Below are 25,556 nucleotides of genomic sequence, written 5' to 3'. Positions count from 1 at the left end.
GGTAACCCGAATGGATAAATCGTCTCTAGTGCCTCAGCGTCCGCTCGGGGTCGCCCTGATCGGAACAGGCTTCATGGGCAAGTGCCACGCCATGGCCTGGCGCAACGTCGCCGCTGTATTCGGCGGCGCGCATCACCGGCTCGAGATCCTGTCGGATGCCACGCCGGAGAGTGCCGAGGCCTGTGCCCGCCAGTTCGGCTTTGCCCGCGCCACCGCGCGCTGGGAGGAAGCGGTCGCCGATCCGAGGGTTGACATCGTCTCGATCACTGCCCCGAACGGCATGCATCGCGCGATGGCCGAGGCGGCGCTCAGGGCCGGCAAGCACGTGTGGCTGGAAAAACCGATGGCGCTAACGCTCGCAGACGCCGAGGCGATGGCGGCGACGGCGGCCGCATATCCGGGCCAGGTGACCATCCTCGGCTACAACTATCTCAGGAGCCCGGCCTTCCAGGCGGCGCGCGGCCTGATCCGCGACGGAGCGATCGGGCGGCCGGTCGCCTTCCGCGGCGTCTATGACGAAGACTATTCGGCCGACCCGCTCCTCCCGTGGTCGTGGCGGATGACTCACGAGGGTGGTGGACTGGGCGCGCTCGGCGACCTTGGCTGCCACCTCGTGAGCCATATGCTGGCGTTGATGGGGCCGGTCACCGATGTGGTCGCCCAGACCCAGGTCACTATCCCCACGCGTCCCTCTCCGGATGGGCCGAAAAGGGTCGAGAACGAGGACAGTGCTCTGGCGCTCCTGCACTTCGCGTCGGGCGCGCAGGGTTCGTTCGCCACCTCCCGCGTGGCGCGGGGCCGCAAGTGCCGGCTGCAATGGGAGGTGCATGGCAGCGACGGCACGATCGTGTTCGATCAGGAGAACATGAACGAATTGTGGGTACACCGCGCCGGCGAGGCCGGCTTCGTGCGTCATCTGACCGGACCCGGGCAACCGGACTTTACTGCCTTCTGTCCGGCGCCGGGACACAATTTCGGCTTCAACGAGCAGAAGGTGGTCGAGGCGCGCGACCTGCTGGTGGCGATCGCTGGCGGTCCGAACTCAGGTCCCGATTTCGCCCAAGGGCTGGACATCGAGAAGGTCATTCACGCCATGGCTGCCTCGAATGGCGCCGTTATCCGTATCGAAAGGCAGAAAACGTGAGGGGCGCGCCCGATGTCATCGGCATCGGCACGCTTGCCGACATAGCCTGCGGCAGCGCCAGGCCTGATTGAAGACGCATCTTCTTTCGCCCCATAGCAATCGAGAGAGTAAACATGGATCAACCCTTCACGCTCGCCGCCTGCGCGGAAATGCTCTGGCGCGACAAGCCGATCGAGTGGCGCTGCGCGCGGCTGGCCGACCTGGGCTTTCAAGTCGGCCTATGGAACTGGCCGGACCACGATCTCGCCGGGCTGGAGAGATCGGGGGCCACGTTTTCGATCATGAATGGCTACCTTACCGGCCGGCTTGCAGACGACGAGGGCGCCGACGAGCTTTTGCGTTCCGCGCGCCAGACGGCCATGGTCGGCAAGCGGCTAGGCGTCGCCCGCCTCAACCTGCATGGAACCGGGCTTGGCGAGGGCGGGCTCCCGGCCCGACCCAGCGATGTGGTGACAGGACGGATGTGGCTGAAGGCAAGGGACACGCTTTGCCGCATCGCAGACATGGCAGAGGAGGAAAATGTTGTCTTCACACTGGAAAACCTCAATCTGCCGGTTGATCATCCCGGCACGCCGTTCGGACGTGCCGAGGATACCTTGGCTCTGATCGCGTCGGTCGACCATCCGCGTTTACGCCTCAACCTCGACCTCTATCACGTGCAGATCGGCGAGGGGAACCTGATCGAAACCTGCCGTGCCTGCCTCCCATGGATCGGCGAGGTGCAGGTGGCCGATGTACCCGGTCGGTGCGAGCCAGGTACCGGCGAGGTCAATTACCCGATGATAGCGCGCGCGCTCCACGAGATGGGTTATCGCGGGCCCGTCGGGATGGAGGCTTTTGCAAAGGGCGACCCGGAAATTGCCCTCGAGGCATTTCGCGCTGCGTTTACCCTTCGCGGCTAGGAGAGTTTCCGTCCCCGCCTGGCGCCTTTGCCGCCCGGCACCAGTCGATGCGCGAAGACCATAGGAACAGGCGGGCGTCTCGATCCCGCACCTAGGAACGGACTGATGGCCAGTCGCCAAATTTTCGAAAGAAAGCGCGAGAGAATGCGGCCGCACTGCCAAATCCAACCTGGCGCGCCACAGCCTTCACTTTCGCCCCTTTATCGAGCTTCCGTCGAGCAAGAATCAGCCGCCATCCGGTCAGGTAAGCCTGCGGCGTCGTGCCGACCACGTCGCGAAACAGGGCCATGAAATGGCTTCGCGACATCCCCGCAGCCGTAGCAAGGTCATCGCTGTTCCAGGCTCGCGCTGGCGCATCATGCATTGCTACCAACGCCCGGTGTAACGCGGGATGGGACAGACCGGCCAGCAAACCCGGTCCAGTCGCCCCGCGGTCGATCGCTGACCTCAGGATAAGTAGGACGATGACTTCGCAAAGCCGGTTAAGGGCGGCGCTACGTCCGCAGCGCGATTCCAGCGCTTCCGCCATGAAGGCGGCCGTGGTGTCGCGAAGGGTAGGAATGTCATTGACGTCGACCACGACCCGGTCCGGCAAAGCGTTCATCAGCGGGTTATGCGTCCCCTCGAAATCGACCGCCGCGGTTATCAAAGCCGATGGCTCGGGAGACGTGTCGCCCCGTGGGTGGAGGACGATCCTTTCGGCAGGGCCGCCCGGTTCTCCAATCACAAACAGCCGGGCACGCCCATCGCTGATCGGTGGCGGTTCCAGCGAGGCTTCCAGCTCGAACGCATCAAAGAAGGCCGTTAGGCGATCGACTTTCGGAAGAATTTTCAGACTTTGGATCATGATTCCTGGACCAATAATGATCATGATCATGGGATGCTAACGCCGTGACGTCAACATGGCGTCGGAAGTTTCACCTAAAGGAATTGATCGATGTTGGTCCCGAGAACACTGGCCCCCAATTTGACCGTCAAGACTCTTCGGCATGGAGAGTTCGATCTCACGCACGAAACTCCATCGCTCATGACACTCGTGTGCTTCTACCGCGGGCTTCACTGCCCCGTCTGCGGAAACTATCTCAAGGAATTGGAACGGTTGACGCCGGCCTTCCAAGAGCGCGGTGTGCACACAATTGCCATGAGCTCCGATGGGGAGGAACGCGCCCGGCAAATGGCAGACAAGATCGGTGCAGAACATCTGCGTATCGGTTATGGCCTGCCCTTGAGCACGGCCCGGCAATGGGGTCTCTATATCTCCGCCTCGCGCGGAAAAACGTCGATCGGCATCGAGGAGCCGGAGCTTTTTTCAGAGCCGGGCGTATTCTTGATCAGACCGGACCAGACCGTCTATTGGCTCTCGGTGCAATCCATGCCGTTTGCGCGGCCGATTTTCGCCGAGATGGTGCAGGCGTTGGACTTCGTGATCAAGAACGACTACCCGGCGAGAGGCGAATATACGGGTGAGGTTTAACTCCGCTTGGTCGCAGCCGGACGCCGAAAGGTTGCCCTGGCTGCCGCCGCCTTGTCTCGGATGACGCAGCCCTCCGTGTGATAAGGGCATGAATTCCGGAGCGGCGGCACACCAACGGCAGCCCGGCTGCCCGTCCGGGCCTGGGATGGTCGCGCTCAGACCTCAAACCTTGAGAAAAGCCAGGCGGTCATCTGTGCGGCCGGGTGCGATTTCGAGGATGTCGGCGGTGACGACATCTTCCACAACAAAGGGATCTTGCTGAACGCGTGTTTCCAGATCGGCGCGGGAGGTATTGTGGGCGAGAACCGCTCCGCCTGCGCTTGGCTGAATGCTTCCGCTCAGGAGGAAAATGCCCTCGTCGAAGCCTCGCTTGAGCCAGGCATTGTGTCCTTCCATCAAGGCAGGCGCTTTGGCCTTGTTGGCAGAGAATTTGAGTGTAACGACGAACATAGGCGACCCCTCGGGAATTCTGGACGGAAACGGTTTCTACTTGGGTGATGACGTGGGTTGCTGCGCTGCCAGCCATTGGCACATGTCTTCAACCTCACGGCGCACGAACGCCTCATCGCGAAACGCGGTTGCGAGCGCGGCCACACCCTGGCTGCGCATGAGAATGTGCATGGCGAGCTCATCGGCGCCGGTGTCGTGGCCAATGTCCCTAAACTGGCGCGACAGCCAGTCGCGGAACAAAGTGAACAGCTCGGCCGCTCTGTTCTTGGCAACATGATCGAGCTTGGCGAGTTCATTGCATAGCGTTCCGACCGGGCAGCCGTGGGCTATGATCTTCGCCTGGTTCATGATGAGGATGTTGATGAAGCTGCGGATGCGGTCGGTCGGCGTTTTCCCCTCAACCTCCCACGCCTCAAGCATCGCCCTTGTCTTTGAAAGGCGATGGGCGATCACGGCTTCGAGAATCTCGTCCTTGGTCTTGAAGTGATAGTAGAAGTTCCCACGCGAAAGCCCCACGACCGCCGCGATGTCTGCGAAGGACGTCGCCTCGAAACCTCGCTCGTAGAAGAGCCTGTCGGCTGCTTCGACAATCTGCTGTCGCGTAGTCGTGGCGACCAAAATTCCGGCTCCTCTGAATGCGCTTTGTTAAAAGCGCATTCGTTTCATTAGGACGATTGACCTAGAGCCTTTTAGGACATTTGACCTACAAATATCAAGAATTTTTTTGGGCGGAATGCATAATTGCGAGAGTGGAGCTGTCGAACAGCTTAGCCGATTGACGCTGCCCCTTGGGACGTCTCCAGGTTAGGCGGATTGAAAGTATTCAACCGGTTCGAGATGGGCCGAGCTTCGTCATTCGCCGCGAAGTTTGACCAAGGGATCAAGTGCGATCCTGCCGCCGCCGTACACCACAAGGGTCAGCGCCATGGCGGCCCAGGGAAGATGGAAGTTGGCCCAGCCGTCCGGAATAGTGAGCTGGATCACTGCCGTCATCGCCAGCAGGCCAAGAGCCGCATAGCGGGTGAAAAGGCCCAGTACCAGCAGGACGGGCAGGGCAAGTTCGGCAATCCCGGCCGCCGCCGCCATGGTCAACGGCATAGGATAGGAGAATTGGCTGCCGAATATATGCAGTTTGAATTCCTGTTCGAACAGAAATCTGGCGCCGGTCGAGAGGGTCAGGAAACCGTCCCACTTCGTCAACCCCGATTTGAAGAACGGGATGGCCAGGCCGATGCGCAGCGCCAGCAGCGGCAGCGACTGTGGAATTGATGCGAGCAGGTGTTCGGCGCGATGATGAAGCGAGACAAGTGCTACGCCGAGACCGCGGGAGGAAGCACGTTCGATGGTCATGGATGTTCTCCTTCAACAGGTTCAAAGGCGCTGAATACGCCAAGGCCGATCAGACCGATCAAAGCCGATCCGAAATCGAAATCGGGCGCGGCGGCGAGTGCCGTCTGCGCCGCCTCGCCGAGGGTCGCCCCCTCAAGGAGGCAGGCCGCGAACGCCGCGTCCCGCGGAGGCAGGACATGTATCTCGACGTGCATTGCCGGCCGCACGATCAGCACGGTCTCGGCCTGCCAGTCGGCTACCGTTGCCACGGTCTCGCCCTGATGGGCGCTCCAGATCGAGCCCACGGGAAAGTCCGACCGGACGAGCCGAGCCGAGGGATGCGGAACGAGCGCCATGTCGGAAATTCGCTCCGGCGCCACGCTGGCAAGTGCGGTGACGCCGAGCGGCAATCTGTCCGCCGCATGATAGGCCCGGGTCCAGGCAACCTCGATCCGTGCGACATCGGGCAGATAGACGAGAGATGCCGCGGGCGAAAACCCTGCGATGAAATCCGGGAAGTCATCGCCATAGTGCATGATCAGTGGTGACGTCGGCTTGTGATCTGCGGCGTAGGCGCGGGCCATGCCGGCGAAGAAGTCGGAGCCGACGAGCCGCTTCGTCACCGGGAAGCGCTGGCCGAGTGCCGTCGTCAGCCCGACATAGACATTGTTGCGGTAGACGGCGAAGCGCGATGAATCGGCCGCGCCGCGGGCAGTGGTGATGCCGCGCGGAAGCGGCTGATCCGGATGGAGCAGGGCGGTTGCAAAGGCGTTCTGGCTTTCGTTGAAACCCATGGTCATGCCGCCCGGTTGGCACGGCGTTTTACGGCCGCAGCGTTCAACATGGCATCGGTGCGGACCGCCTCCGCCTGAAGGGTGGCAAAATCCGGGACATCGTTGTCCCACTCGATCAATGTCGGCAGGGGACCGCTCAGGGACAGAGTGTGTCGGTAAAGCTCCACCACATCGGTTCTGACGGTGCTGCCATGGGCGTCTATCAGCAGCCGGTCACCCACGCTGTCGACAGTTTCGTCATAGCCGGCCAGGTGGATTTCACCAACCAGTTCGATCGGGAAACGGTCGATATAGGCGACTGGATCGAGACGGTGGTTTACGGCCGAAACCATGACATTGTTGACGTCGAGGAGCAGCCCGCAGCCGGTGCGGTCGGCGATCTCCGTCAGGAAATCCACTTCGTCGATCGTGCTCTCGGAGAACAATAGATAGGTCGACGGATTTTCGAGCAACATTTGCCGGCCGAGCCATTGCTGCGTCTCATCGACATGGTCGACGACCCGCGCCAGCGTTTCGGCCGTATAGGGCAGCGGCAGAAGGTCATTGAGGAAGCCGGTCTCGTGGGTCGACCAGGCCAGATGTTCAGAAAAGCTCTGCGGCCGGTAACGATCGATGAGGTCGCGAAGCCGCTTCAGATGTTCTTTGTCGAGGTCGCGCGCTGCACCGATCGACAGTCCGACGCCGTGGAGCGACAGCGGATAGAGGTCGGCGACGGCCTCGAGATAGCGGTGCGGTGGCCCGCCAGCACCCATGTAGTTTTCGGCATGGACCTCGAAAAAGCCGACATCCGGCTTGATGGCGAGAATGGTTTCGTAATGCTCCGGCTTGAGGCCGAGGCCGGCGCGTGGCGGCAAGGCGATGGCGCGGTTTGCGGAAACGGTCATTGCTGTTCTCCCTGTATCGACGGATAAGGCGGAGGCCCGGCCAAACCGGGCCTCCGCCGGGGATCAACCCTTCATGGGCTGCAGCATGCCCTTATGGCCGTTGACATTCATCGAGGTGCAGGTGCCGGCGGGGACGGCCTTCCAGGCATTGCCCTGATAGTCGGCCGTCGAGGTGCCTGCGCAGGTGGTGCCGGGGCCGGCGGCACAATCGTTCTGACCCTTCAGTGCGATGCCATAGCATTTCTCGTTGCCGACCATTTTTTCCGGCGCCAGCGGTGCGGCGAAGGAAACGGATGCGATTGCCGATGCGAGCGAGCCGGCGAGGGCGAGGGTGAGCGTGGAACGGTTCATGGATGATCTCCTCTTTGAAGTCCGCAGGCCGGTGATCGGCTGCGTAATCACCCATTCGATGGGGAGAGCCCGACGTTACGCTTTGCCGCGAACACAAGTTCGTGATCGCTTTTTGGTCTTGACGCCCGACACCACCCTGGTGCGCGCCCACCAGCAGGCCGCGGCCGGAAAAGGGGAGCAAAACTTAGGTGCTGACGGCTTACGGGCTCGCAAACCGGGTGAGGGAAGTTTCGCCCGTCCAATCCAATTCTCGCGGGTCATAGCGGACAGTGCGGATCGCAAAGGAAAGCGGGTTTAGTCCGTAACACGTGGAGAAGGTATCTCCCGGCGCGATGGCTTCATCACTCGTATGGGACGCCCTGTAAACGATCGAATTGCGTTGCTTGGCAACTAGGCTGAACGAGACAGTCTCAAGGGCTCTGTCCGCATGGTTGGTAATCCGGACCGAGACCGGCATATCTGGATTTGGGCACAACTGGGGATCGGAGTTCGCTGAGATGGAGACAGACTGGTTCGAGGGCTCCTGCTCGCTTTTCCGATCCGTGGCGAGCCAAAACCCGACCCAGGCAACGGCGAGCAAAGCGACCACAACGGCGCCAGCTCTGCGCGAAAACAAAAAGACTATCAAAACTATCGCGCCGCCGATCAGCCAACCCATTGTGGCCTCGCGGCATTGTGGCTGATGATTGTCTTCATCGCTCCTACCTAGGTTTGAAGCAGGTGCAACGCAATGGAAGGAATTGGCATGGGTATTCTTTCGCTCCCGATGTCAGACGCCGCTGCGTATTGACCACTCCTCAGCGGTCTCGGTTGGGGTGCTGGCCGCCTCTTAAGCGTGCACCCGGCGGACCGCAGTGAGCTGCCGACCCAAGACAGGAACGACCAAAAGCAGCCCCACCAGCGACGACACAAGTTCAGGAACGACCAACAGGATCGCGGCTAAAATCAGCAGTGCTCTCTCCCACCAGACGGTTCTGACAAGCAAGAAACCGGAAAGGGCGGAGCCGAGGCATGTGATGCCCAAGACGCACCCGACGAAGGCGATCGTGAAGTTGCTCCAGGAGAAGTTGGCGGTCACGAGCAGAAGGGAAGGCGAGAACACGAACACGAACGGTACGAGCACTTTTCCCAAACCCAGGCGAAATGCGGTGTTGCCTGTCTTGAAGGGATCGGCTCCCGCCATGCCGGCCGCGGCATAGGCCGCGAGCGCTACGGGAGGCGTGATGTCGGCAAGGACGCCATAATAGAAGACGAAGAAATGCGCGACGATCGGCTCAACGCCGAGCAAGCCAAGTGTCGGGGCGGCAATCGTTGCCATGATGATGTAATTGGCAGTCGTCGGAATGCCGCAGCCCATCAGAATGCAGACGACACCGGTCATGATGAGGGTGAATAGCAATGTCAGTGTCTGCGGCCCGAACCAGGCGGTTGGAACCATCGTACCGACCCAGCTGGCCATTTCCGCCGCCGTCGTCGTGACGATGTAGGAAATCTTGAAGCCGACGCCGGTCAGCGTCACGACCCCCACGATAATGCCAACCGTTGCCGCCGCCGCGCCGACGGCGAGCGCATATTTTGCACCGTCCCGCAGGCCCTCGAAGACTTCCGTCACCGACATGCGCCGGCGCGGATTGATGAGGCCAACGGCGATGCAAAGCGTGATGCCCCAGAATGCAGCGAGGTAAGGCGTGTAGCCGGAAAGCAGGATGCCAATCAGCACAACGAGAGGGATGATGGTCGGCCAGTCGCGCTTTAAGGCTTCCTTCAGATCCGGCATTTCGTCATCGGTCATGCCTCGAAGACCCTCCCGCTTCGCCTCGAAGTGAACCTGAACCAGGACACCGAAGAAATGCATGAAGGCCGGAACGATCGCCGCCAGGATGATCGTCGTGTAGGGGAGATCAAGGAACTCGATCATCAGGAATGCCGCGGCGCCCATGATCGGCGGGGTAATCTGGCCACCGGTGGACGATGCGGATTCGACGGCCGCTGCAAATGTGCGCTTGTAGCCGAGCCGGATCATTGCCGGGATCGTCAGCGAGCCGACAGTCACCGTATTGGCGACGGACGAGCCGGATATCATGCCAAACAGTGCCGATCCGAAAATCGATATCTTGGCCGGACCACCGGCGTAGCGACCAGCGACCCATGCCGCGCAATCGAGAAAGAGCTGGCCGAGCCCGATGCGTGTCGCAAACACCCCGAATAGCACGAAATGGAAGACGTAGGTGGCAACGACGCCGAGCGCGATGCCGTAAATGCCCTGGCTGGTCAGATAGAGGTGATTGATCAACTGCGAGAAGGTCGCGCCGGGATGGACCAGAATTCCCGGCATGGACGGCCCGTACAGGGAGTAGACCATGAACAGGACGGCGATGATCGGCAAGGGCCAGCCCACCGAGCGGCGCGTTGCTTCGAGAAGGACCAGAACCAGCACACCACCCAGCACAACATCCGTCGTCGTCGGATTTCCGACACGGAAGGCGAGGTCATCGAGCGGAATGAATGGCACGTGCATGACGGCGATGACCGCACCGATTGCCAGCGCCCAATCGAAGAGCGAAATGCCGAGCGGCCGCAGCACAGTCGAAGGTGCCGGCTCGCCGTAACCGCGCCTTGAGAAGGGAAATACCAGGAATATCAGGCCAAGGACGAAAGACAGGTGGATGCCGCGATGCAGCACCTCAGACAGAAGGCCGAAGCCGGCAGTGTAATAGTGAAAGAGGGACAACGCGATCAGCAGGCCCCCGACCAGCCGCGCAACAAGCGGCGCCAACGGCCGAAACCGAATTTCGGCATCGAACTGCTCTTCGAGCTCGCGCGCCTTTGCTTCGTCAAGCTCCATCGGAGAGGTCTTGCCGGCTGTGCCGTCGCTCATGTCGGAAATCCTTAGCGATAATACTGCTATAACGGCCGATGCGGCGGCCTGCCTCAGCCTGCCGCCGCATCACCAATCACATGTTCGACGCCTGCTTACTTCAGGACGCCGGCTTCCTTGTAGAATTTCTCTGCGCCCGGATGGAGGGGAATGCCCAGGCTGGTCGTTGCATTTTGAAGAGTGATCATCTTGCCCTTCGCATGTCCAGCATCGAGCGCAGCGCGCGTCGCTCCGTTCCACATGACCTTGGTGATCTTGTAGACCAGCTCGTCCGACTGCTTCGCACTGGTAACCCACTGTGCCGCAACCGAGATCGTCGGTGTTTCAGCAACACCCTTGTAGGTATTGGCCGGGACAGTATCCTTCGAAAAGAAGGTGTAGTCCTTGATCAGCTTGTCAACTTCCGGACCACTGATCGGTACAAGCGAGATGCCACTGGACGTGGCCAGTTCGGAGATAGCCCCGGTCGGATAACCACCAACAAAGAAATACGCATCCAGTCCCCCGTCACGCAGGCGGTCGCCGGCCGGGCCAGGCTTGAGGTGCTCGGCCTTGATATCGCTTTCCTTCAATCCGTAGGCACCGAGCACGATACGGGCGTCGACGATCGTCCCCGAGCCTGGTTCATCAATGGAAACGCGCTTACCCTTAAGGTCTGCAACCGATTTGATGCCCGCATCCTTGCGCGCAACAAGATGGATGGTTTCCGGATACAGCGTGGCGATCAGGCGAAGGTCTTCGACTTTGCCCTTTCCTTCGTAGAGGCCCGTGCCACTGTGCGCCCAATAAGCGACGTCCGACTGGGTGAACCCGGATTCCATCGATCCGCCCTGGATCGCGTTGATGTTGGCCACGGATCCGTTCGACGCAACAGCTGTGGAAACGAGGCCGGCAACACCCTTGTCGCCGGCGCCTGAAATTGCGTTGGCGATCAATCCCCCGATCGGATAGTAGGTTCCAGCAGTCCCGCCCGTACCAATTCTAAAAAAGGCCGGCGCCTGTGCGCCTGCTAAGCTGGCACCGAGAGCGAGCACCCCCACGATGGCGCCGATCGACATGAAACGTTTGCTGATGTTCATCGATGTCCCCTTTTACCTGTTTCGGTGAACATGATGAATGTGCCCAGTGGTTGTCAACCAAAAGTGATGCTGTCAGGATGCGGTCAGGTTCGATCAACCTGGAGCTAGATCTCAAGTGCCAGTCTCGCCTCGGGTCTGGTCGAAGACAAGATCGGTTGACCACACCACAGCCACCACGCGTGGCCATTGGTAACACCGTGCGTCTCAGGTCTGACGTTTGGCGGCGGCCGGAGCATCCACACGTCCCCGGCCGCTTTGCTCGCCACAAGTATCTCACCACGTGTACACGAGCGGATCGAACCTACGAACACGGCGTTGTCAGTCAATAGGGCCTTAAGGCTGAAGATGAAGCGGCCGTAATCGCCAGTTGCAGTCACTGTGATCTAAGGGGCATGGCAAGGCTGATTGCTGGATCGATGGCGGCATTGAGGATTTCGCCTGCGCGCCCCGGCAGTTACTGGAGCCTCGCAAGCTGATGGTCTGCTCGTGATGGAGAGGATGCGAGGCAGATGTCGCTGTTTTGCGTTGGTGCAAGCCGATGATCCTGATAATGCTGCGAGCAAGCGTCGACGGCTCGAACAATCTCTGATCGCCCGGCGGCCTGTATTCGCCCATTTATGCCTCGTCGGGGGGACACGCCTTGCACCTGCGTCATCAAATCGTGGCCCTGGCAATCGTGCCACTCATCGTCGCGATCCTGACCGTCACGGCGTTTATCACCTGGCAATCCACAAGGCTCGCCCAGAGCAGTATCGACACGTTCGAGCGCAACATGCTGAAGGCGAAGGAGACCGAGCTTCTTAACCTCACAAATCTGGCGATTTCTGCAATTCAGGAGATTTATGCAGACGCCGGAGAGCAGGACGAGGCTGCCAAGGAGAGGGTCAGATCGATCCTGACCGCGTTGGATTACGGGACCGACGGTTATTTCTTCGTCTACGATTATGATGGCAACAATGTTGTCCATCCACGCCAGACCTTCCGTCCAGGGCACAATTGGCTCGATCTCACCGATCCTGACGGAGACAAGGTGATCGCCAATCTCATTGCCAAGGCAAAGGAAGGCGGTGGATTGCATCAGTACAAGTGGGAAAAACCATCAAGCGGCGAGATAGCCGATAAACTCTCTTTCGCTGTCGGTCTCGAGAAGTGGAAGTGGATGGTCGGCACGGGCGTATATCTTGATGATGTTTACGCGCAGACCGCTGCCGCGAACGCCGATACGCGGAGGAACATCCGGGCGACATTCACGATTGTCGCTCTGATTGCGGTACCGGCCGTTCTCCTGGTCTTTGCGACCTGCCTATGGATCACCCTTCATGAGCGCCGCCTCGCCGATGACAAGCTCACCGCCCTTACCCAGCGGGTCATCGATGCTCAGGAGGAAGAGCGAGCAAGGCTTGCGCGAGAGCTGCATGACGGCATTTCGCAGAGCCTTGTCGGCGTTCGATACGCAATCGACCTCGCCAGCCGAAAAGCGAAAGGTAACGCAGACGATGCGTCTGCCGCGATTGATCGTGGAGCCGAGGCTCTGACCCAGGCGATCAAGGAGGTAAGACGTCTTTCGCATGAATTGCGGCCAAGGGTGCTGGACGATCTGGGAATAACGCCGGCGCTGAAATCACTGGCGCAAAATTTCGGCGAGAGAACCGGTATCGAAATCGACGTGCAGGCGGACGGGCCTGACGTTTTGAAGGCCGAAGCAAGTACTGCGCTTTACAGAATAGCGCAGGAAGCTTTGACCAATATAGAAAGACATGCGGGGGCCAGTCGGGTGAACGTCCGGCTTTGGCGGGAACGCCAACGCGTTCGGATGACCATTTCCGACAATGGCGGTGGTTTCGATGGGAGCTCCGCTGGCGCTTGGCCCAAGAGTGGCGGCTTGGGCTTGAGGAATATGCAGGAACGCATGTCCCATTTTGGAGGCATACTACTGGTCAAATCCTCGGCGGATGGGACAACTTTGACCGCCATGCTTCCGAAATCTGCCAATCGACCGGAAGATAAGCAGGTGGCGGCTTGACGGTCCCGGATCGGATTAAGGTCCTTCTCGTGGACAATCACCCGCTCGTACTCGAGGGGCTAAAGGCGCTGCTCGAAACCTACGGGCACATAGAGGTCGTGGGAACGGCCATCCAGGCCAGCACAGGCTTAGACGCGGCACGGCGGACCTTGCCGCACGTCGTCCTGATGGATATCAACATGCCGCAATTGAACGGCATCGAGGCCATCGACCTATTCAAGGCGGCGGTTCCCGAGACCCGGATCCTGATGCTCTCCATGCATGAAAACCGTGAGTATATCTCGGCCTCGGTCTTGAGGGGGGCGGCAGGATATATCCTGAAGGATGTTCCGACGGAGGAGATTGTCGCCGCGATCGAAGCCGTTGCCTCCGGTGGCAGATATTTCTCGTCAGGGGTTTCCGAAGCGCTTCTTTCACGCAAGGGCACCGAGGGTTCCGACGGTCTGACAGCGCGGGAGCGGGATGTGCTCATCAAGATCGCCGCCGGAAGCAGCAATCGTGATATTGCGGATGTGCTGGCTATTTCAGCCGCAACTGTTGAAACCCACCGCAAGAACATAAAGAAAAAGCTCGGGATCGCTACGACGGCGGGACTGATCCGGTATGTGATGGAGAATGGCGTGTCGTCGCCTGACGTTTCCTCGGCTCTACCCACTTCTGGGTAGCCTCGTTCATTTCACCTCACCACGCTCTTGTTCGCTCCTCGCCGGCGACGTAGCACTGCCTCGTAGTTCCCGCGAAATCGGGGCTTGGGAGGAAATTTCATGTCCAACTTGCTGTCGCTGTCGCGTCTCATAGACGCGGCGAACACGATCATCGGTAAGGCGGTTTCGTGGCTCATACTGCTCGCCATCGTGATCAGTGCGGCGAACGCCACCACGCGAAAGCTGTTCAATCTCAGCTCCAACGCATGGCTTGAGGCTCAGTGGTACCTGTTCTCCGCGGGATTCCTGATTGCGGCCGGCTACACGCTTCTCAACAATGAACATGTCAAAGTCGACCTCGTCTACGGGCGTCTGTCGCGCAAATCACAATTGTGGATCGAGATCCTCGGCACGCTGTTCTTCCTGTTCCCGTTCTGCCTCATCACGATCTACCTGTCATGGCCAAGGGTTACGTCAAAGTTCATCAGCGGCGAGATTTCCAACAATACCGGAGGGCTGCTCCTCTGGCCTGTGTGGGCGATGATCCCGCTCGGATTCGGCCTGCTGGCTCTGCAGGGGCTTTCCGAACTCATCAAGCGGATCGCAATTCTTCGCGGCGACATACCGGACGCAATCGCGCTGGCTGACGCTGAAGCACATACCCTCTAAGGCCGAGGCATCCGAATGTTTGCATTTTTCGCGGAAAACCTCGCGCCGATCATGTTTCTTTCACTGATCGTCGTGCTGTTGATAGGCTATCCAGTCGCCTTCGCACTGGCCTTTGTCGGTTTCGTTTTCGGCTTCATCGGCATCGAGATGGGGCTTCTGCCCGTCAATCTGTTCGGCGCCATTCCCGACCGCATTTTCGGCCAGATGTCGAACGAGACACTGCTGGCGATCCCGTTCTTCACGTTCATGGGTCTGATCCTGGAGCGAAGCGGCATGGCCGAGGAGTTGCTGGATACCATCGGCCAGCTTTTCGGGCCCGTCAGGGGTGGGCTCGCTTTTGCCGTCATCTTCGTCGGCGCGATCCTGGCAGCAACGACAGGGGTCGTTGCCGCCTCCGTCATTTCCATGGGCCTGATCTCACTCCCGATCATGATGCGCTACGGCTACGACCGGCGAGTTGCGGCCGGTACCATCGCGGCTTCCGGAACGCTGGCCCAGATCATTCCGCCAAGCCTCGTGCTGATCATCCTCGCGGATCAGCTTGGCCGATCAGTCGGCGATATGTACAAAGGTGCGCTTGTTCCGGGCCTGCTTTTGGTGGCGGCCTATGCCGGCTATATCATCCTGATGTCGTTCATTCGGCCGCTGAGTGTCCCGGCTTTGCCGATCGAAGCGCGCTCGCTGCGTGGTTGGAAGCTGCTGCGGAAGGTGATCATCTCGCTGGTTCCGCCGCTTGTCCTGATCTTCCTGGTGCTTGGCACGATCTTCATCGGTCTCGCAACGCCAACCGAGGGCGGCGCCATGGGAGCAGTGGGCGCCCTTGCACTTGCGGCTATCAATCGCCGTCTCAATCTGGCGATGGTCAAATCCGCACTTTATGCGACGGTGAAGCTATCGTCGTTTGTGATCTTCATTCTGCTCGGGGCGCGCGTGTTCTCGCTGACCTTCTATGGTGTTAACGGCCACATCTGGGTCGAGCACTTGATGACATCGGTGCCAGGTGGTGAGATCGGCTTCCTGATTGTCGCCAATCTCCTGGTCTTCTTCCTGGCGTTTTTCCTCGACTACTTCGAGCTTGCCTTCATCATCATACCCTTGTTGGCGCCAGTGGCCGACAGCCTCGGAATCGATCTGATCTGGTTCGGGGTCATGCTGGCGATCAATATGCAGACCTCGTTCATGCATCCGCCATTCGGGTTTTCCCTCTTCTACCTTCGCTCGGTTGCGCCCAGCCGCGCTTACAAAGACCGGCTCACGGGCGCTACGATCCAGCCCGTAACGTCCGGCCAAATCTACATGGGAGCGCTGCCTTATCTCGCAATCCAGCTGGTGATGGTCATTATCGTGATCGTGTTCCCGGGCCTGGTGACGCACTACAAATCCGGAGCGGTGGCAGTCGATCCGAATACCATTCAGATCAACGTGCCGATGCCTGGAGAGGGCGGACTGAGCCCATTTGGAACACCGACCCAACCATTCGGGGCACCGGAACCATCTAGCGGAGGTACCGCCCCGCCAAGCTTTGGTTCGCCGACACCCAGCTTTGGCGCTCCACCCGCGAGTGGAACCAATCCCTGACGACGACCCGACGAACGTCGGCGTCTATGCCCCTGGCCTTAGGCCTGGCCAGAGAAACAACAACCGAGGAGGACTGACATGCCAAATGACGTAAGCCGCCGTGGCTTTTTGACCAAGGGGGCGATCGCCGGAGCTGCCACGGCAGCCGGTGCGACGCTTGCAGCACCTGCCATTGCACAGGAAATGCCGTCGATCCGTTGGCGATTGACATCGGGGTTCCCAAACAATCTCGACACCATCTATGGCGGCGCGGTCGTCATGTCCGAGGCGCTTTCGAAGATCACCAATGGCAAGTTCCAGATCCAGGTATTCCAGGCAGGCGAAATCGTGCCCGGTGCCCAGGCGATCGATGCCGTCAAGGAAAACACCGTCGAACTCGCCCACACCTGCGGCTATTATTTTACTGGAAAGGATCCGACTTTCGCAATCGGCTCGACCATTCCATTCGGCCTCAATGGCCGCCAGCAGAATGCTTGGCTTTACCATGGCGGCGGCAATCAGGCCTATAATGAATTCCTGTCGAACTACGGGGTGGTCGGTATTCCCGGCGGCGCGACGGGCGCTCAGATGGGCGGTTGGTTCCGCAAGGAGATCAAGAGCGTCTCTGACCTCAAGGGCATCAAGATGCGGATCGCCGGTGTCGCCGGCGAAGTCATGTCCCGTCTTGGCGTCGTCCCGCAGCAGCTTCCAGGTGGGGACATCTATCCAGCTCTTGAGCGCGGCACGATCGACGCCGCCGAATGGATCGGCCCCTATGACGACGAAAAGCTCGGGTTCTACCAAATTGCCAAGAACTATTACTATCCTGCGTACTGGGAAGGCGGTTTGACGATCCACTTCTTCATCAACCAAGGTCAGTATTCCGCCCTTCCGGACGCCTACAAGGCAGCGCTCGACACGGCGTGCAAGGCCGCCAATGTCAATATGCAGGCGCTCTACGACGTCAAGAATACCGCCGCGATTCGCTCTCTTGTGGGCAAGGGCGTCCAGCTGCGTCCGCTGCCACGCGACGTCATGGATGCAGCCTACAAAGCGTCCTTTGAACTATACGCCGAATATTCGCAGAAACACCCGGCATGGGCAAAGATCTATCCTGGCTGGAAGAAGTTTCGCGACGAGAGCTTCGAGTGGTTCCGGGTCGCCGAGTATAGCTATGACAGCTACATGTATGCAGCCCAGTCAGCAGGGAGATAACTGAAGAGCGCCATGGTTATCTCAGTTCGGTGGCCGCTGCGAAGAAGGCCGGCGTCTGAGTTCGGCCGAGGCTTTCTCGCGACACCGGGATCGCAAGACCAACCAAAAGGCCGCGTCGATTTGGACGCGGCCTTTTGGATTCATGACGCGGTCAGCCGCGGCGCACGATGTCGGGAGGTGACCGGGATCTAGGAACTCTTTTTTGGCAGTAGCTGCCAGTTTGCGCCATGCCCGTTGGATTATTTAGCGGCTCTCATCCCCGTTGACGCCTCACAGAGGTCGTTGACTGACGCCGATTGCTGCCGCGGAGAGTTGGCAGTGAACTTATGATCATATAGACACGATCCGCTTGGCGTGTGCTGCGTGCGCCAGGGTTTTCCCAAAATTACGGAGACTTGAACAACCTGAGCAGGATCGCGTAGCTATGTCTTCGAACAAAAAACAATCGATCTTCACGACGGGAAGAATAAACTCCACACTTCGCAAATTCCTCCATAGTGAAGCGTCAGGCGGATTGCTTTTGATGGCGGTTGCGGCTGTGGGTCTTGCCGTGGCGAACTCGCCGTTCGCACCAACTTATTTTTCCGTGATGAAGAGCTACATCGGTCCGCTTAGCGTCCAGCACTGGGTCAATGACGCCCTTATGGCCATATTTTTTCTGATGGTGGGCCTGGAAATCAAGCGCGAGATGCTCGATGGCCAGCTCTCAAGCTGGCCGCGCCGAATTCTCCCCGGTGTGGCGGCACTCGGTGGCATGATGATGCCCGCGGCAATCTACGTGTTTTTCAACATCAACGACCCCGCAGCAACACGAGGTTGGGCGATTCCGACTGCGACTGATATCGCGTTTGCGCTCGGAGTCCTTTCACTGCTTGGCCCACGTGTTCCGGTGACGCTCAAGGTCTTCCTGACGGCGCTTGCCATCATAGACGATCTCGGAGCAGTGGTGATTATCGCTCTGTTCTACACTGCGGATATAAATCTCTGGGCTTTGGCCGGAGCCGCCTTGGTGTTCCTCAACCTCTGCCTCTTTAGCCGGATCAAGGTAGTGGCGCTATGGCCCTACCTTATGCTGGGGGCTGTTCTTTGGTTTTTCGTCCTGAAGTCGGGTGTTCATGCAACGATTGCCGGTGTGCTTCTCGCACTCACGGTTCCGATCAAGCTAACGCCGGGTACTCCAGAGGCCAACCAGGATGTGTCCCCGCTTCATAAGCTGGAACACGCGCTCCATCGTCCGGTATCATTCATTGTCATCCCTATCTTTGGGTTTGTGAACGCAGGGGTGTCGTTCGCGGGACTATCGCCGTCTGTTATCCTTGAACCCTTGACCCTTGGTATCGGCCTCGGCTTGGTCCTCGGCAAGCTGATCGGGGTTTTTGGCTCGGTCTTTCTTCTGGTGAAAACCGGGATCGTGGAGATGCCGGGATCCGCCAGTTGGGCCCAGGCTTTCGGCGTTTCGCTTCTCTGTGGCATCGGTTTTACCATGAGTCTGTTCGTCGCGCTGCTGGCGTTTGATGATCCGGTGATGCAAGATCGGGCAAAGCTTGGCATTCTTGCGGGATCAATCATCGCAGGTATCGCTGGATATTTCATACTGAGGTTTGCGCCCCGTCGGCAGGGGTGCCAGTACGCCGATGTGATTGAATAGCCAGAAACCTGGTTCTCGTCGCTCCGGCATTCTGGCGACATCGAGACCAAGTTCCCTTCTGCGGTTTTCCACGCGCCGGGCTATCAGGATAAGGATCTGCCGAGGTCCTGGCCTAGACGCTCGAGCAAACGAACTGCCGTCGCGGTTCCGGTCTCTTGCGCAACCAGGTTCGCCAGTGTTGTCGCTCGTTCCCGCATCTTCGGATCATCCATGGCGTCGATCGCCCGAGCGAGCCGATCGGCGCTCAAATGCTTTCTTGCGAGTTTTGCCGGAGCTACTCCCATGTTCCGCATTCGCAGAGCCCAAAACGGCTGGTCTCCCATGAATGGGCAAATAGCCGCCGGGATACCCGCTCGTGCGCATGCCATGGTCGTCCCAGCGCCGCCGTGATGGAGCGCCATCGCGGTGAGAGGCAGTACTCGATCATGAGGAAATTCATCCAAATGCATGGTAGTCGATGTTGGAAGAGACGCCGAGAGGGCGCCCCCGCCGGTTGCAAGCAATCCTCGGCGACCGGCCAGAGCCAGTCCGCTAACAACGATCTCCGTCAGTTGTTCTGGGTCCAGCCCGGGCATGCTGCCGAAGCCCACATATACAGGGGCCTCACCACCCGCAATAAAAGCTTCCAATGTACTTGGCATTTCCCACTCGGGGCTATCCAGGAACCAAGCCCCGGTAACGTGGACATCAGGCGGCCAGTCGGATGGCGCAGGAACGATATGCCTGCTGAACGCGTAGAGCGTCATCGACGGGCGCGGTCGCCGTGCTGGCCGGCCAGGTAGCTTCAGGCAGCTCTCTCTCCAACGGGCGATAGTTCCGGCAAAGAGAAGGTCAGCGCCATTTACCACGAGGCTATGGCTCAGCCGGTTGAGCGGTCCCAGGGTTCTCACCGGAAAGACCGGACTGGGAAAAGCAGAGGTCGGTGTGGAGATCGGCAAAGGTGAGCCGAGAACGGCGCCACATCCCAGTCGTTCTGCGATGTGAAGCGACGCAAGTGACTTGGGGTGATAGACAATCAGGTCGGGCGCAAAATCGCGCGCGGCTTCCCATTCACGTCTTAGCAGATCCTCCATAAGAGGCCTTACGTGCTTGAGTAATTTGAACCCGGCAAGAAAGCCACCGCCCTCGGCGATGGCCTCCTTGCCCTCGCGCGTTTCGATCAGGTTCAACATCTCCGGCGGGAGACAGTGAAAGGGAACCGATCTGGCGACAGCAAGTGGAGCATATGGTGCCGGCCCCGCGAGCTGGACCTCGTGGCCGGCGGCCAGGAGCGCAACTGAGAGCGCCACAAAGGGCTGGACGTCTCCTCTCGTGCCATATGCATGGATCGCGATCCGCATCACGCCCGTCCTCCCCTCGATGGCGCCCGAAGCTTCCAAGCCTGACGCGAACTTTGCCTGGCGTCCGAGTTCGGAGAGTGACTTAAGCAGCGCCAGAGAGACGGTTGGTTAGAGGTCAGCTCAGGCGTGGGGCGAACACCTCGCGGGATGTATTGCCCTATACGCCGATCAAAGACCGACCCTGAAGTCAGCTCTGGTCTTTGCCTTGATTTCTTCAAGGGTCACCCCCTCGGCGATTTCGACCAGCACCATTTCCGGAGCGCCCGTCCTTGCGATCGTGAAAACGCCGAGGTCGGTGACGACGAGATCCACGACGCGCTTGCCCGTGAGCGGAAGATCGCATTCCGGCAAAAGCTTCGACTCGCCCTTGGCCTCGTGCTCCATCAGCACGACGACGCGTTTGACCCCGGCGACGAGGTCCATCGCGCCGCCCATTCCCTTGGCCATCTTGCCCGGGATCATCCAGTTCGCGAGGTCGCCGTTGCTGGCCACCTGCATGGCGCCCAGGATCGACAGGTCGATGTGACCGCCGCGGATCATCGCGAAGCTGTCTGCCGACGAAAAGAAGCTCGTCATCGGCAGTTCGCTGACGGTCTGCTTGCCGGCATTGATGAGGTCGGCGTCGACTTCATTGTCGAGCGGGAAAGGGCCGATGCCGAGCATGCCGTTTTCGCTCTGCAGGACGACATTGATGCCGGCAGGGATGTGGTTGGCCACCAGCGTCGGGATGCCGATACCGAGGTTGACGTAAAAACCGTCCTGAAGCTCACGCGCGGCGCGCGCAGCCATCTGATCCCGTGTCCAGGCCATTACACCGCCTCCGTCTGTGCGGCTCTAACGGTCCGCTGTTCGATATGTTTCTTCGCATCGGGAACGTGGAGAATTTTTGATACGAAGATGCCCGGCGTATGGATATGGTCGGCGTCAATCTGGCCGACCTCGACGAGATGTTCGACCTCGGCAACTGTGAACTTGCCCGCGGTCGCCATCATTGGATTGAAGTTTCGGGCCGTCTTGCGATAGACGAGATTGCCTTCGGTGTCGCCCTTCCAGGCATGGACAAGCGATACGTCCGCCGTCAGCGCCATTTCCATGACATATTGCTCGCCGCCGAACTCCCGTATCTCCTTGCCCTCCGAAATGATCGTACCGACACCCGTCTTTGTAAAGAACGCCGGGATGCCTGCGCCGCCTGCGCGTATCCGTTCCGCAAGCGTACCCTGCGGATTGAACTCGAGCTCGAGTTCGCCGGAAAGGAACTGTTGGGCGAAGAGCTTGTTCTCGCCGACATAGGACGAAATCATTTTCCGAATCTGGCGCGTTTCCAGCAACAGGCCGAGGCCTATTCCATCGACGCCAGCATTATTCGAAATGACAGTGAGGTCCTTTACACCCGACAGCTTGACCGCCTCAATCAGGATTTCGGGTATTCCGCAAAGCCCGAACCCTCCCGACATGATCACCATGCCGTCCTTCAATACGCCTGCCAGCGCCTCAGTGGCGCTTGATACTATCTTTCGCATCCTGACCCTCCCACGGAATTCCGCTGGTGCGAAACTAAGGCTTGATCGACCTTGGCGGCTAGCCGTATTAATACTGCATGCCTGAAGCTCCAGCATCAATTCCGGATCCGGATCAGATCCATCGTTTTCCGCTGGCGGATATGCCGGTGCCCATGGTTTATGCAAGGCATCGCATCATTCGTGATTGTAACGTGGAATTCGCTACGCTTTTTGGGCTTCGCCGGGAAGAGATCCTGGACACCAGTTTTGCACGTCTCTATCCGAAGATCGCGGACTTTGTGCGCATCGGTCATTTGTGGCGCAGTCATCTGCCCGCCGGGCAGGTCTTTTATGACGAGCGGATCATGACGAGGGGGGATGGCGGACGCTTCTGGTGCAGGGTGAACGGCCGTAGCCACCATCTGGCCGATCCGTTTGCCGAAGCACTCTATTGTTTCCAGGCGATCAACCGGCCGATCAAGAGTTCCGACCCGACCTTTACCGACCGGCAGCACCAGATCATCACCCTGGTTGCGCAGGGAAAGAGCAACGCAATGATCGCTGACGAACTCGGACTTTCGAAGCGTACGATAGAATCCCATCGCGCGCGGCTTATGCAAGCCGTAGGCGTACGCAATTCAGCTGAGCTGGTAGCATGGTTTACGGCAGGCCATAAACGGCAAGGATGAGTTCATTTAATTTGGCTGAGTAGAGATCCTATCCTCAATCGGTCTTTTCCAAACACGAGGTTGGCGCATCATCCAGCGCCCGACGGATAGGCGTCGCCCCTGCCTAGTCTGTCTGACGGGCCTCGGCTTGCTCGGGCAACGTCAACGATCCGAGCGACCGATGCGCGAAAGCAGGATGACCGGTAGCATGCCGATCAGAAGGATGGCCAAGGCGGCGACAGAAGCCTCCTCGTAGGTTCCCCTCGCGGCCTCGCCGTATAGGTGGGTGGCAAATGTTTCGATGTTGAGCGGTCGCAGCAGGAGCGTGGCCGGGAGTTCCTTGACGCAGTCGACAAAGACCAGCAGGCCGGCTGCCGTTAATGCGGCTTTCGACAACGGCAGATGTATGTGGCGCAGGGTCCCGGTCGGAGACTGGCCGAGCAAACGTGAGGCTTGGTCCAGTGACAGGGGAATGCGTGCAAGCCCGGCGTCAATGCCTCCAGCCGAGATAGCCAGAAACCTCATCGTATATGCGTAGATCAGCGCAGCGCCCGAACCGATGAACAACAGGCCGGTGGAGACTCCGAACCAATCGATGGCGGCCTGGTCAACTAGCCGATCTGCCGTCGCCAGCACGATCAGAACGCCGATGGCAACCACCGTGCCGGGGGCCGCATATCCCATTGTCGCGAAACGATAGGACCATGACGACACCGCGCCCGGGCGGAGGCGGTTCGCATAGGCGATGACGAGGCCAAATGCGATGGTGGTCGCGGTTGCGATGACGGCTAGGGCAATCGTGTTTACCGCCTCGTTCAGCAGGTTCGAGGATACGCCGGCGAAGCGGATGCGTTGCCATGCGGATGCCAAAAGGTACAGGGCCGGTCCGGCAAAACCGATCAGGATCGGGGTTAGGCCGAGCATCAGCAAAAGCAGGCCTTTCGGCGAAGAAACTCGGAGCGGCTCAAAACCACGATTGCGCTGCGCAGTTGCGGAATAGCGCTGCCTTCGCCTCGCCCACCGTTCGAACGACACGAGAGCGACGACCATAAGCAATAGCAACAGGGCGATCTGTGACGCGCCGGGCAGGTCTGTTCGCGTGATCCAGGTCGTATAGATCGACACGGTCAGCGTGCGAACACCGAGAAATTCCGAGGCGCCGACATCATTCAGGGTTTCCATCAGCGCCAGACTGACACCGACGGCGACCGCCGGCCTTGCAAGCGGCAGAGCGACGTTCCAGAAGATGGCGCGGCGGGAGATGCCAAGCGTTCGTGCCGCGTCGATGAGATTGGCTGATTGTGTCAGGAACATTACGCGTGTGGGCATGTAGACGTATGGGTAGAGAACGAAACCCAGAAGAAGGATGCAGCCGGGCATCGAGCGCACGTCCGGCAATCGGAACTCGCGCGGGCTCGAATAACCAAGCAACCAGCGGATTGCGCTCTGTACAGGACCGATCGGGTGCAGAATATCGAGATAGGCATAGGCGATGATGTAGGTCGGCACGGCGAGCGGCAGCAGCAGTGCCCATTCCAGCGTCCGCCGACCGGGAAAGGAATACGCTGTAACCAGCCATGCCATGGTTGTGCCGATGACAGCCGAAACGATGCCGACGCCCAGGAGAAGGATGATGGTATCGACCATGGAAATCGGCAGGATAGTGGTTGCCAGATGCTGCCAGAGGCCGGGAGAGCCCTGAATAGCCTGCAGGAAAAGGCCCACGACGGGAAGCGCCACAAGTGCTGCGACTATAACTGTACAGATCAGCCAACGGTTGCCTGGACGACGTTTGGGCCAAGCGATCGCGGCGATAGGGGAGGTCACGTTATTCACCAACTGGCCAGACGAAAGGCGCCCGCGAACACAAGGGCGCCTTTCTGTCCATGTTAGTTGTCGAAGCCAACCTTATCGACCAGCGTGCTTGCTTGCTTGCGATGGCCGACGATCTCCGTCAACGACTTGGAATCGATCTTCAATTGACCGAAGGATGCGATGATCGGATCGGTGGCCGCGCCGGCCTTGACCGGGTATTCGTAATTGGCTTCGGCATAGATCTTCTGGGCTTCATCGGAGACGAGATATTCCAGGAGCTTGACTGCTTCGGCTTTGTTTGGCGCATTTTTGGCGACAGCTGCACCACTGATGTTGACCTGCGTGCCGCCATTCTTGAAGGTCGGAAGAATGACCTTGATGGCCTCACCCCACTTGACCTGATCCGGACCGCCCTTGCCCGATCGCATCAGGCCGACATAATAAGAGTTCGCGATTGCAATATCGCAGATACCGCCAAGGATGTCCTTGGCGCCGTCACGGTCGCCACCACCGGCCTTGCGGGCCAGGTTGGCCTTAACGCCCGTCAGCCACTTTTCTGCTTCAGCCGCGCCGTAGTGGGCGATGTAGTCAGCGAAGAGAGCCGTGTTGTAGGGGTGCTGGCCGGCGCGAATGCATACCTTGCCCTTCCATTTGGGGTCGGCAAGCTCTTCGTAGTTGAACGATTTCAGATCCAGGTCCTTCGCGGCATAGAGCACGCGTGCACGCATCGAAAGCGCGTACCAGTTGCCTTTGGGGTCGCGCAGCTGCGCGGGAATGGCAGCATTCAGCACCGCCGACTCGACGGGCTGGGTGACACCTTTCTCGACCAGGTCGACCAGGCTACCGGCATCGACGGCCATCAGGATATCCGCGGGCGAGCTGGCGCCTTCTGTTGCAACGCGTTCCGCAAGGCCATCCTTCAGGAAAACGGTGTTGACCTTGGTGCCTGTGGATTTGGTGAATGCATCGAGAAGCGGCTGGATTAGCCCCGCCTCACGCGTCGTGTAGATGTTGATCTCGGCGGCAGTGGCCGCGCTTGCACTCAAGAAGAGCGAGGCGACGAGAAAGGTCGATGTTGCGATGGCATGCGTGTTCATAAGTCCCTCCGTGTTTTGCATGCTTGCAGCAGTTTATGACCGTTTTCGTCAAGTTTTAATATTCAACTTGCAGTCACAATCACGGTTTGTTGA

25 protein-coding genes are annotated in these 25,556 nt (G+C 59.4%); 10 read left to right on the top strand and 15 right to left on the bottom strand.

Going from position 1 to position 25,556, the window contains the following annotated elements:
• The first annotated feature begins 10 nt into the window (after positions 1-10).
• Both C5J22_RS01885 and C5J22_RS01880 read left to right on the top strand, forming a co-directional pair.
• The gene (locus C5J22_RS01885; protein WP_105436906.1) at positions 11-1,144 is read left to right on the top strand and encodes a Gfo/Idh/MocA family protein; all 1,134 of its coding nucleotides are present in this window, start codon (positions 11-13) and stop codon (positions 1,142-1,144) included.
• Between the two features lie 113 nt (positions 1,145-1,257).
• Complete coding sequence (locus C5J22_RS01880) at positions 1,258-2,046, top strand: TIM barrel protein (protein ID WP_105436905.1); 789 nt, start codon at positions 1,258-1,260, stop codon at positions 2,044-2,046.
• A 91-nt stretch (positions 2,047-2,137) separates the two neighbouring features.
• Here C5J22_RS01880 and C5J22_RS01875 read toward each other — a convergent pair whose 3' ends face one another.
• On the bottom strand, positions 2,138-2,923 hold the full coding sequence (locus C5J22_RS01875; RefSeq protein WP_105436904.1) for an AraC family transcriptional regulator: 786 nt from the start codon (positions 2,921-2,923) through the stop codon (positions 2,138-2,140).
• 60 nt (positions 2,924-2,983) lie between these two features.
• Between C5J22_RS01875 and C5J22_RS01870 the strand changes: the two genes are divergently transcribed.
• Positions 2,984-3,520: a peroxiredoxin-like family protein gene (locus C5J22_RS01870; RefSeq protein WP_105436903.1), complete on the top strand. Its 537-nt coding sequence runs from the start codon at positions 2,984-2,986 to the stop codon at positions 3,518-3,520.
• Between the two features lie 162 nt (positions 3,521-3,682).
• On the opposite strand, the gene C5J22_RS01860 is transcribed toward C5J22_RS01870, so the two are convergent.
• The 9 genes from C5J22_RS01860 to C5J22_RS01820 all read right to left on the bottom strand — a co-directional run bounded on the left by C5J22_RS01860 (position 3,683) and on the right by C5J22_RS01820 (position 11,285).
• Complete coding sequence (locus C5J22_RS01860) at positions 3,683-3,970, bottom strand: YciI family protein (protein ID WP_105436902.1); 288 nt, start codon at positions 3,968-3,970, stop codon at positions 3,683-3,685.
• Between the two features lie 36 nt (positions 3,971-4,006).
• Positions 4,007-4,588 carry a TetR/AcrR family transcriptional regulator gene (locus tag C5J22_RS01855; RefSeq protein WP_105436901.1) on the bottom strand — a complete coding sequence of 194 codons (582 nt, stop codon included), beginning with the start codon at positions 4,586-4,588 and terminating at the stop codon, positions 4,007-4,009.
• A 234-nt stretch (positions 4,589-4,822) separates the two neighbouring features.
• Positions 4,823-5,320 (bottom strand): DoxX family protein, encoded by a 498-nt coding sequence (locus C5J22_RS01850; protein ID WP_105436900.1) that lies wholly within the window; start codon positions 5,318-5,320, stop codon positions 4,823-4,825.
• Positions 5,317-6,099 (bottom strand): DUF2063 domain-containing protein, encoded by a 783-nt coding sequence (locus C5J22_RS01845; RefSeq protein ID WP_105436899.1) that lies wholly within the window; start codon positions 6,097-6,099, stop codon positions 5,317-5,319. The genes C5J22_RS01850 and C5J22_RS01845 overlap by 4 nt, the downstream gene beginning before the upstream one ends.
• Positions 6,096-6,977, bottom strand: a complete 882-nt coding sequence (locus C5J22_RS01840; RefSeq protein WP_105436898.1) for a DUF692 domain-containing protein — start codon at positions 6,975-6,977, stop codon at positions 6,096-6,098. Before C5J22_RS01840 ends, C5J22_RS01845 begins: the two co-directional genes overlap by 4 nt.
• Before the next feature lie 63 nt (positions 6,978-7,040).
• Positions 7,041-7,328, bottom strand: a complete 288-nt coding sequence (locus tag C5J22_RS01835; protein ID WP_046665609.1) for a DUF2282 domain-containing protein — start codon at positions 7,326-7,328, stop codon at positions 7,041-7,043.
• Positions 7,329-7,527: 199 nt separating this feature from the next.
• Positions 7,528-7,986 (bottom strand): hypothetical protein, encoded by a 459-nt coding sequence (locus C5J22_RS01830; RefSeq protein ID WP_105436897.1) that lies wholly within the window; start codon positions 7,984-7,986, stop codon positions 7,528-7,530.
• A gap of 171 nt (positions 7,987-8,157) precedes the next feature.
• A complete protein-coding gene (locus C5J22_RS01825; RefSeq protein ID WP_105436896.1) occupies positions 8,158-10,206 on the bottom strand; it encodes a TRAP transporter permease in 2,049 nt (682 codons plus the stop codon).
• 95 nt (positions 10,207-10,301) lie between these two features.
• Positions 10,302-11,285: a TAXI family TRAP transporter solute-binding subunit gene (locus C5J22_RS01820; RefSeq protein ID WP_105436895.1), complete on the bottom strand. Its 984-nt coding sequence runs from the start codon at positions 11,283-11,285 to the stop codon at positions 10,302-10,304.
• A 640-nt stretch (positions 11,286-11,925) separates the two neighbouring features.
• On the opposite strand from C5J22_RS01820, the gene C5J22_RS01815 reads away from it, so the two are divergent.
• The 6 genes from C5J22_RS01815 to nhaA all read left to right on the top strand — a co-directional run bounded on the left by C5J22_RS01815 (position 11,926) and on the right by nhaA (position 19,041).
• The gene (locus tag C5J22_RS01815; RefSeq protein WP_105436894.1) at positions 11,926-13,308 is read left to right on the top strand and encodes a cache domain-containing protein; all 1,383 of its coding nucleotides are present in this window, start codon (positions 11,926-11,928) and stop codon (positions 13,306-13,308) included.
• Entirely contained in the window at positions 13,305-13,973 is a 669-nt protein-coding gene (locus tag C5J22_RS01810; RefSeq protein WP_105417870.1) for a response regulator transcription factor, read from the top strand. Before C5J22_RS01815 ends, C5J22_RS01810 begins: the two co-directional genes overlap by 4 nt.
• A 99-nt stretch (positions 13,974-14,072) precedes the next feature.
• The gene (locus C5J22_RS01805) at positions 14,073-14,621 is read left to right on the top strand and encodes a TRAP transporter small permease subunit (protein ID WP_105402629.1); all 549 of its coding nucleotides are present in this window, start codon (positions 14,073-14,075) and stop codon (positions 14,619-14,621) included.
• Between the two features lie 15 nt (positions 14,622-14,636).
• Positions 14,637-16,199 (top strand): TRAP transporter large permease subunit, encoded by a 1,563-nt coding sequence (locus tag C5J22_RS01800; RefSeq protein WP_105436893.1) that lies wholly within the window; start codon positions 14,637-14,639, stop codon positions 16,197-16,199.
• A 78-nt stretch (positions 16,200-16,277) separates the two neighbouring features.
• Positions 16,278-17,393 (top strand): TRAP transporter substrate-binding protein, encoded by a 1,116-nt coding sequence (locus tag C5J22_RS01795; RefSeq protein WP_105436892.1) that lies wholly within the window; start codon positions 16,278-16,280, stop codon positions 17,391-17,393.
• A 424-nt stretch (positions 17,394-17,817) separates the two neighbouring features.
• Positions 17,818-19,041: a Na+/H+ antiporter NhaA gene (nhaA, locus tag C5J22_RS01790; RefSeq protein WP_105436891.1), complete on the top strand. Its 1,224-nt coding sequence runs from the start codon at positions 17,818-17,820 to the stop codon at positions 19,039-19,041.
• An 83-nt stretch (positions 19,042-19,124) separates the two neighbouring features.
• Here the strand turns inward: nhaA and C5J22_RS01785 are convergent, their stop codons facing one another.
• The 3 genes from C5J22_RS01785 to C5J22_RS01775 form a co-directional block, all read right to left on the bottom strand.
• Complete coding sequence (locus tag C5J22_RS01785) at positions 19,125-20,381, bottom strand: glycosyltransferase (RefSeq protein ID WP_105436890.1); 1,257 nt, start codon at positions 20,379-20,381, stop codon at positions 19,125-19,127.
• Positions 20,382-20,549: 168 nt separating this feature from the next.
• Positions 20,550-21,191, bottom strand: a complete 642-nt coding sequence (locus tag C5J22_RS01780) for a 3-oxoacid CoA-transferase subunit B (protein ID WP_105402634.1) — start codon at positions 21,189-21,191, stop codon at positions 20,550-20,552.
• The gene (locus C5J22_RS01775; protein ID WP_105436889.1) at positions 21,191-21,904 is read right to left on the bottom strand and encodes a CoA transferase subunit A; all 714 of its coding nucleotides are present in this window, start codon (positions 21,902-21,904) and stop codon (positions 21,191-21,193) included. Before C5J22_RS01775 ends, C5J22_RS01780 begins: the two co-directional genes overlap by 1 nt.
• Before the next feature lie 77 nt (positions 21,905-21,981).
• On the opposite strand from C5J22_RS01775, the gene C5J22_RS01770 reads away from it, so the two are divergent.
• Complete coding sequence (locus tag C5J22_RS01770) at positions 21,982-22,572, top strand: PAS and helix-turn-helix domain-containing protein (protein WP_245440259.1); 591 nt, start codon at positions 21,982-21,984, stop codon at positions 22,570-22,572.
• Positions 22,573-22,713: 141 nt separating this feature from the next.
• Here the strand turns inward: C5J22_RS01770 and C5J22_RS01765 are convergent, their stop codons facing one another.
• The gene (locus C5J22_RS01765) at positions 22,714-24,387 is read right to left on the bottom strand and encodes an ABC transporter permease (RefSeq protein WP_371412523.1); all 1,674 of its coding nucleotides are present in this window, start codon (positions 24,385-24,387) and stop codon (positions 22,714-22,716) included.
• A gap of 53 nt (positions 24,388-24,440) precedes the next feature.
• Positions 24,441-25,463, bottom strand: coding sequence for an extracellular solute-binding protein (locus C5J22_RS01760; protein WP_105436887.1), 1,023 nt, complete (start codon positions 25,461-25,463; stop codon positions 24,441-24,443).
• Between the last annotated feature and the right edge of the window lie 93 nt (positions 25,464-25,556).

The sequence above is a fragment of the Neorhizobium sp. T25_13 genome (assembly GCF_002968675.1).
Taxonomy (GTDB): Bacteria; Pseudomonadota; Alphaproteobacteria; order Rhizobiales; family Rhizobiaceae; genus Neorhizobium; species Neorhizobium tomejilense.
This window is presented reverse-complemented; position numbering and strand designations above follow the sequence as displayed.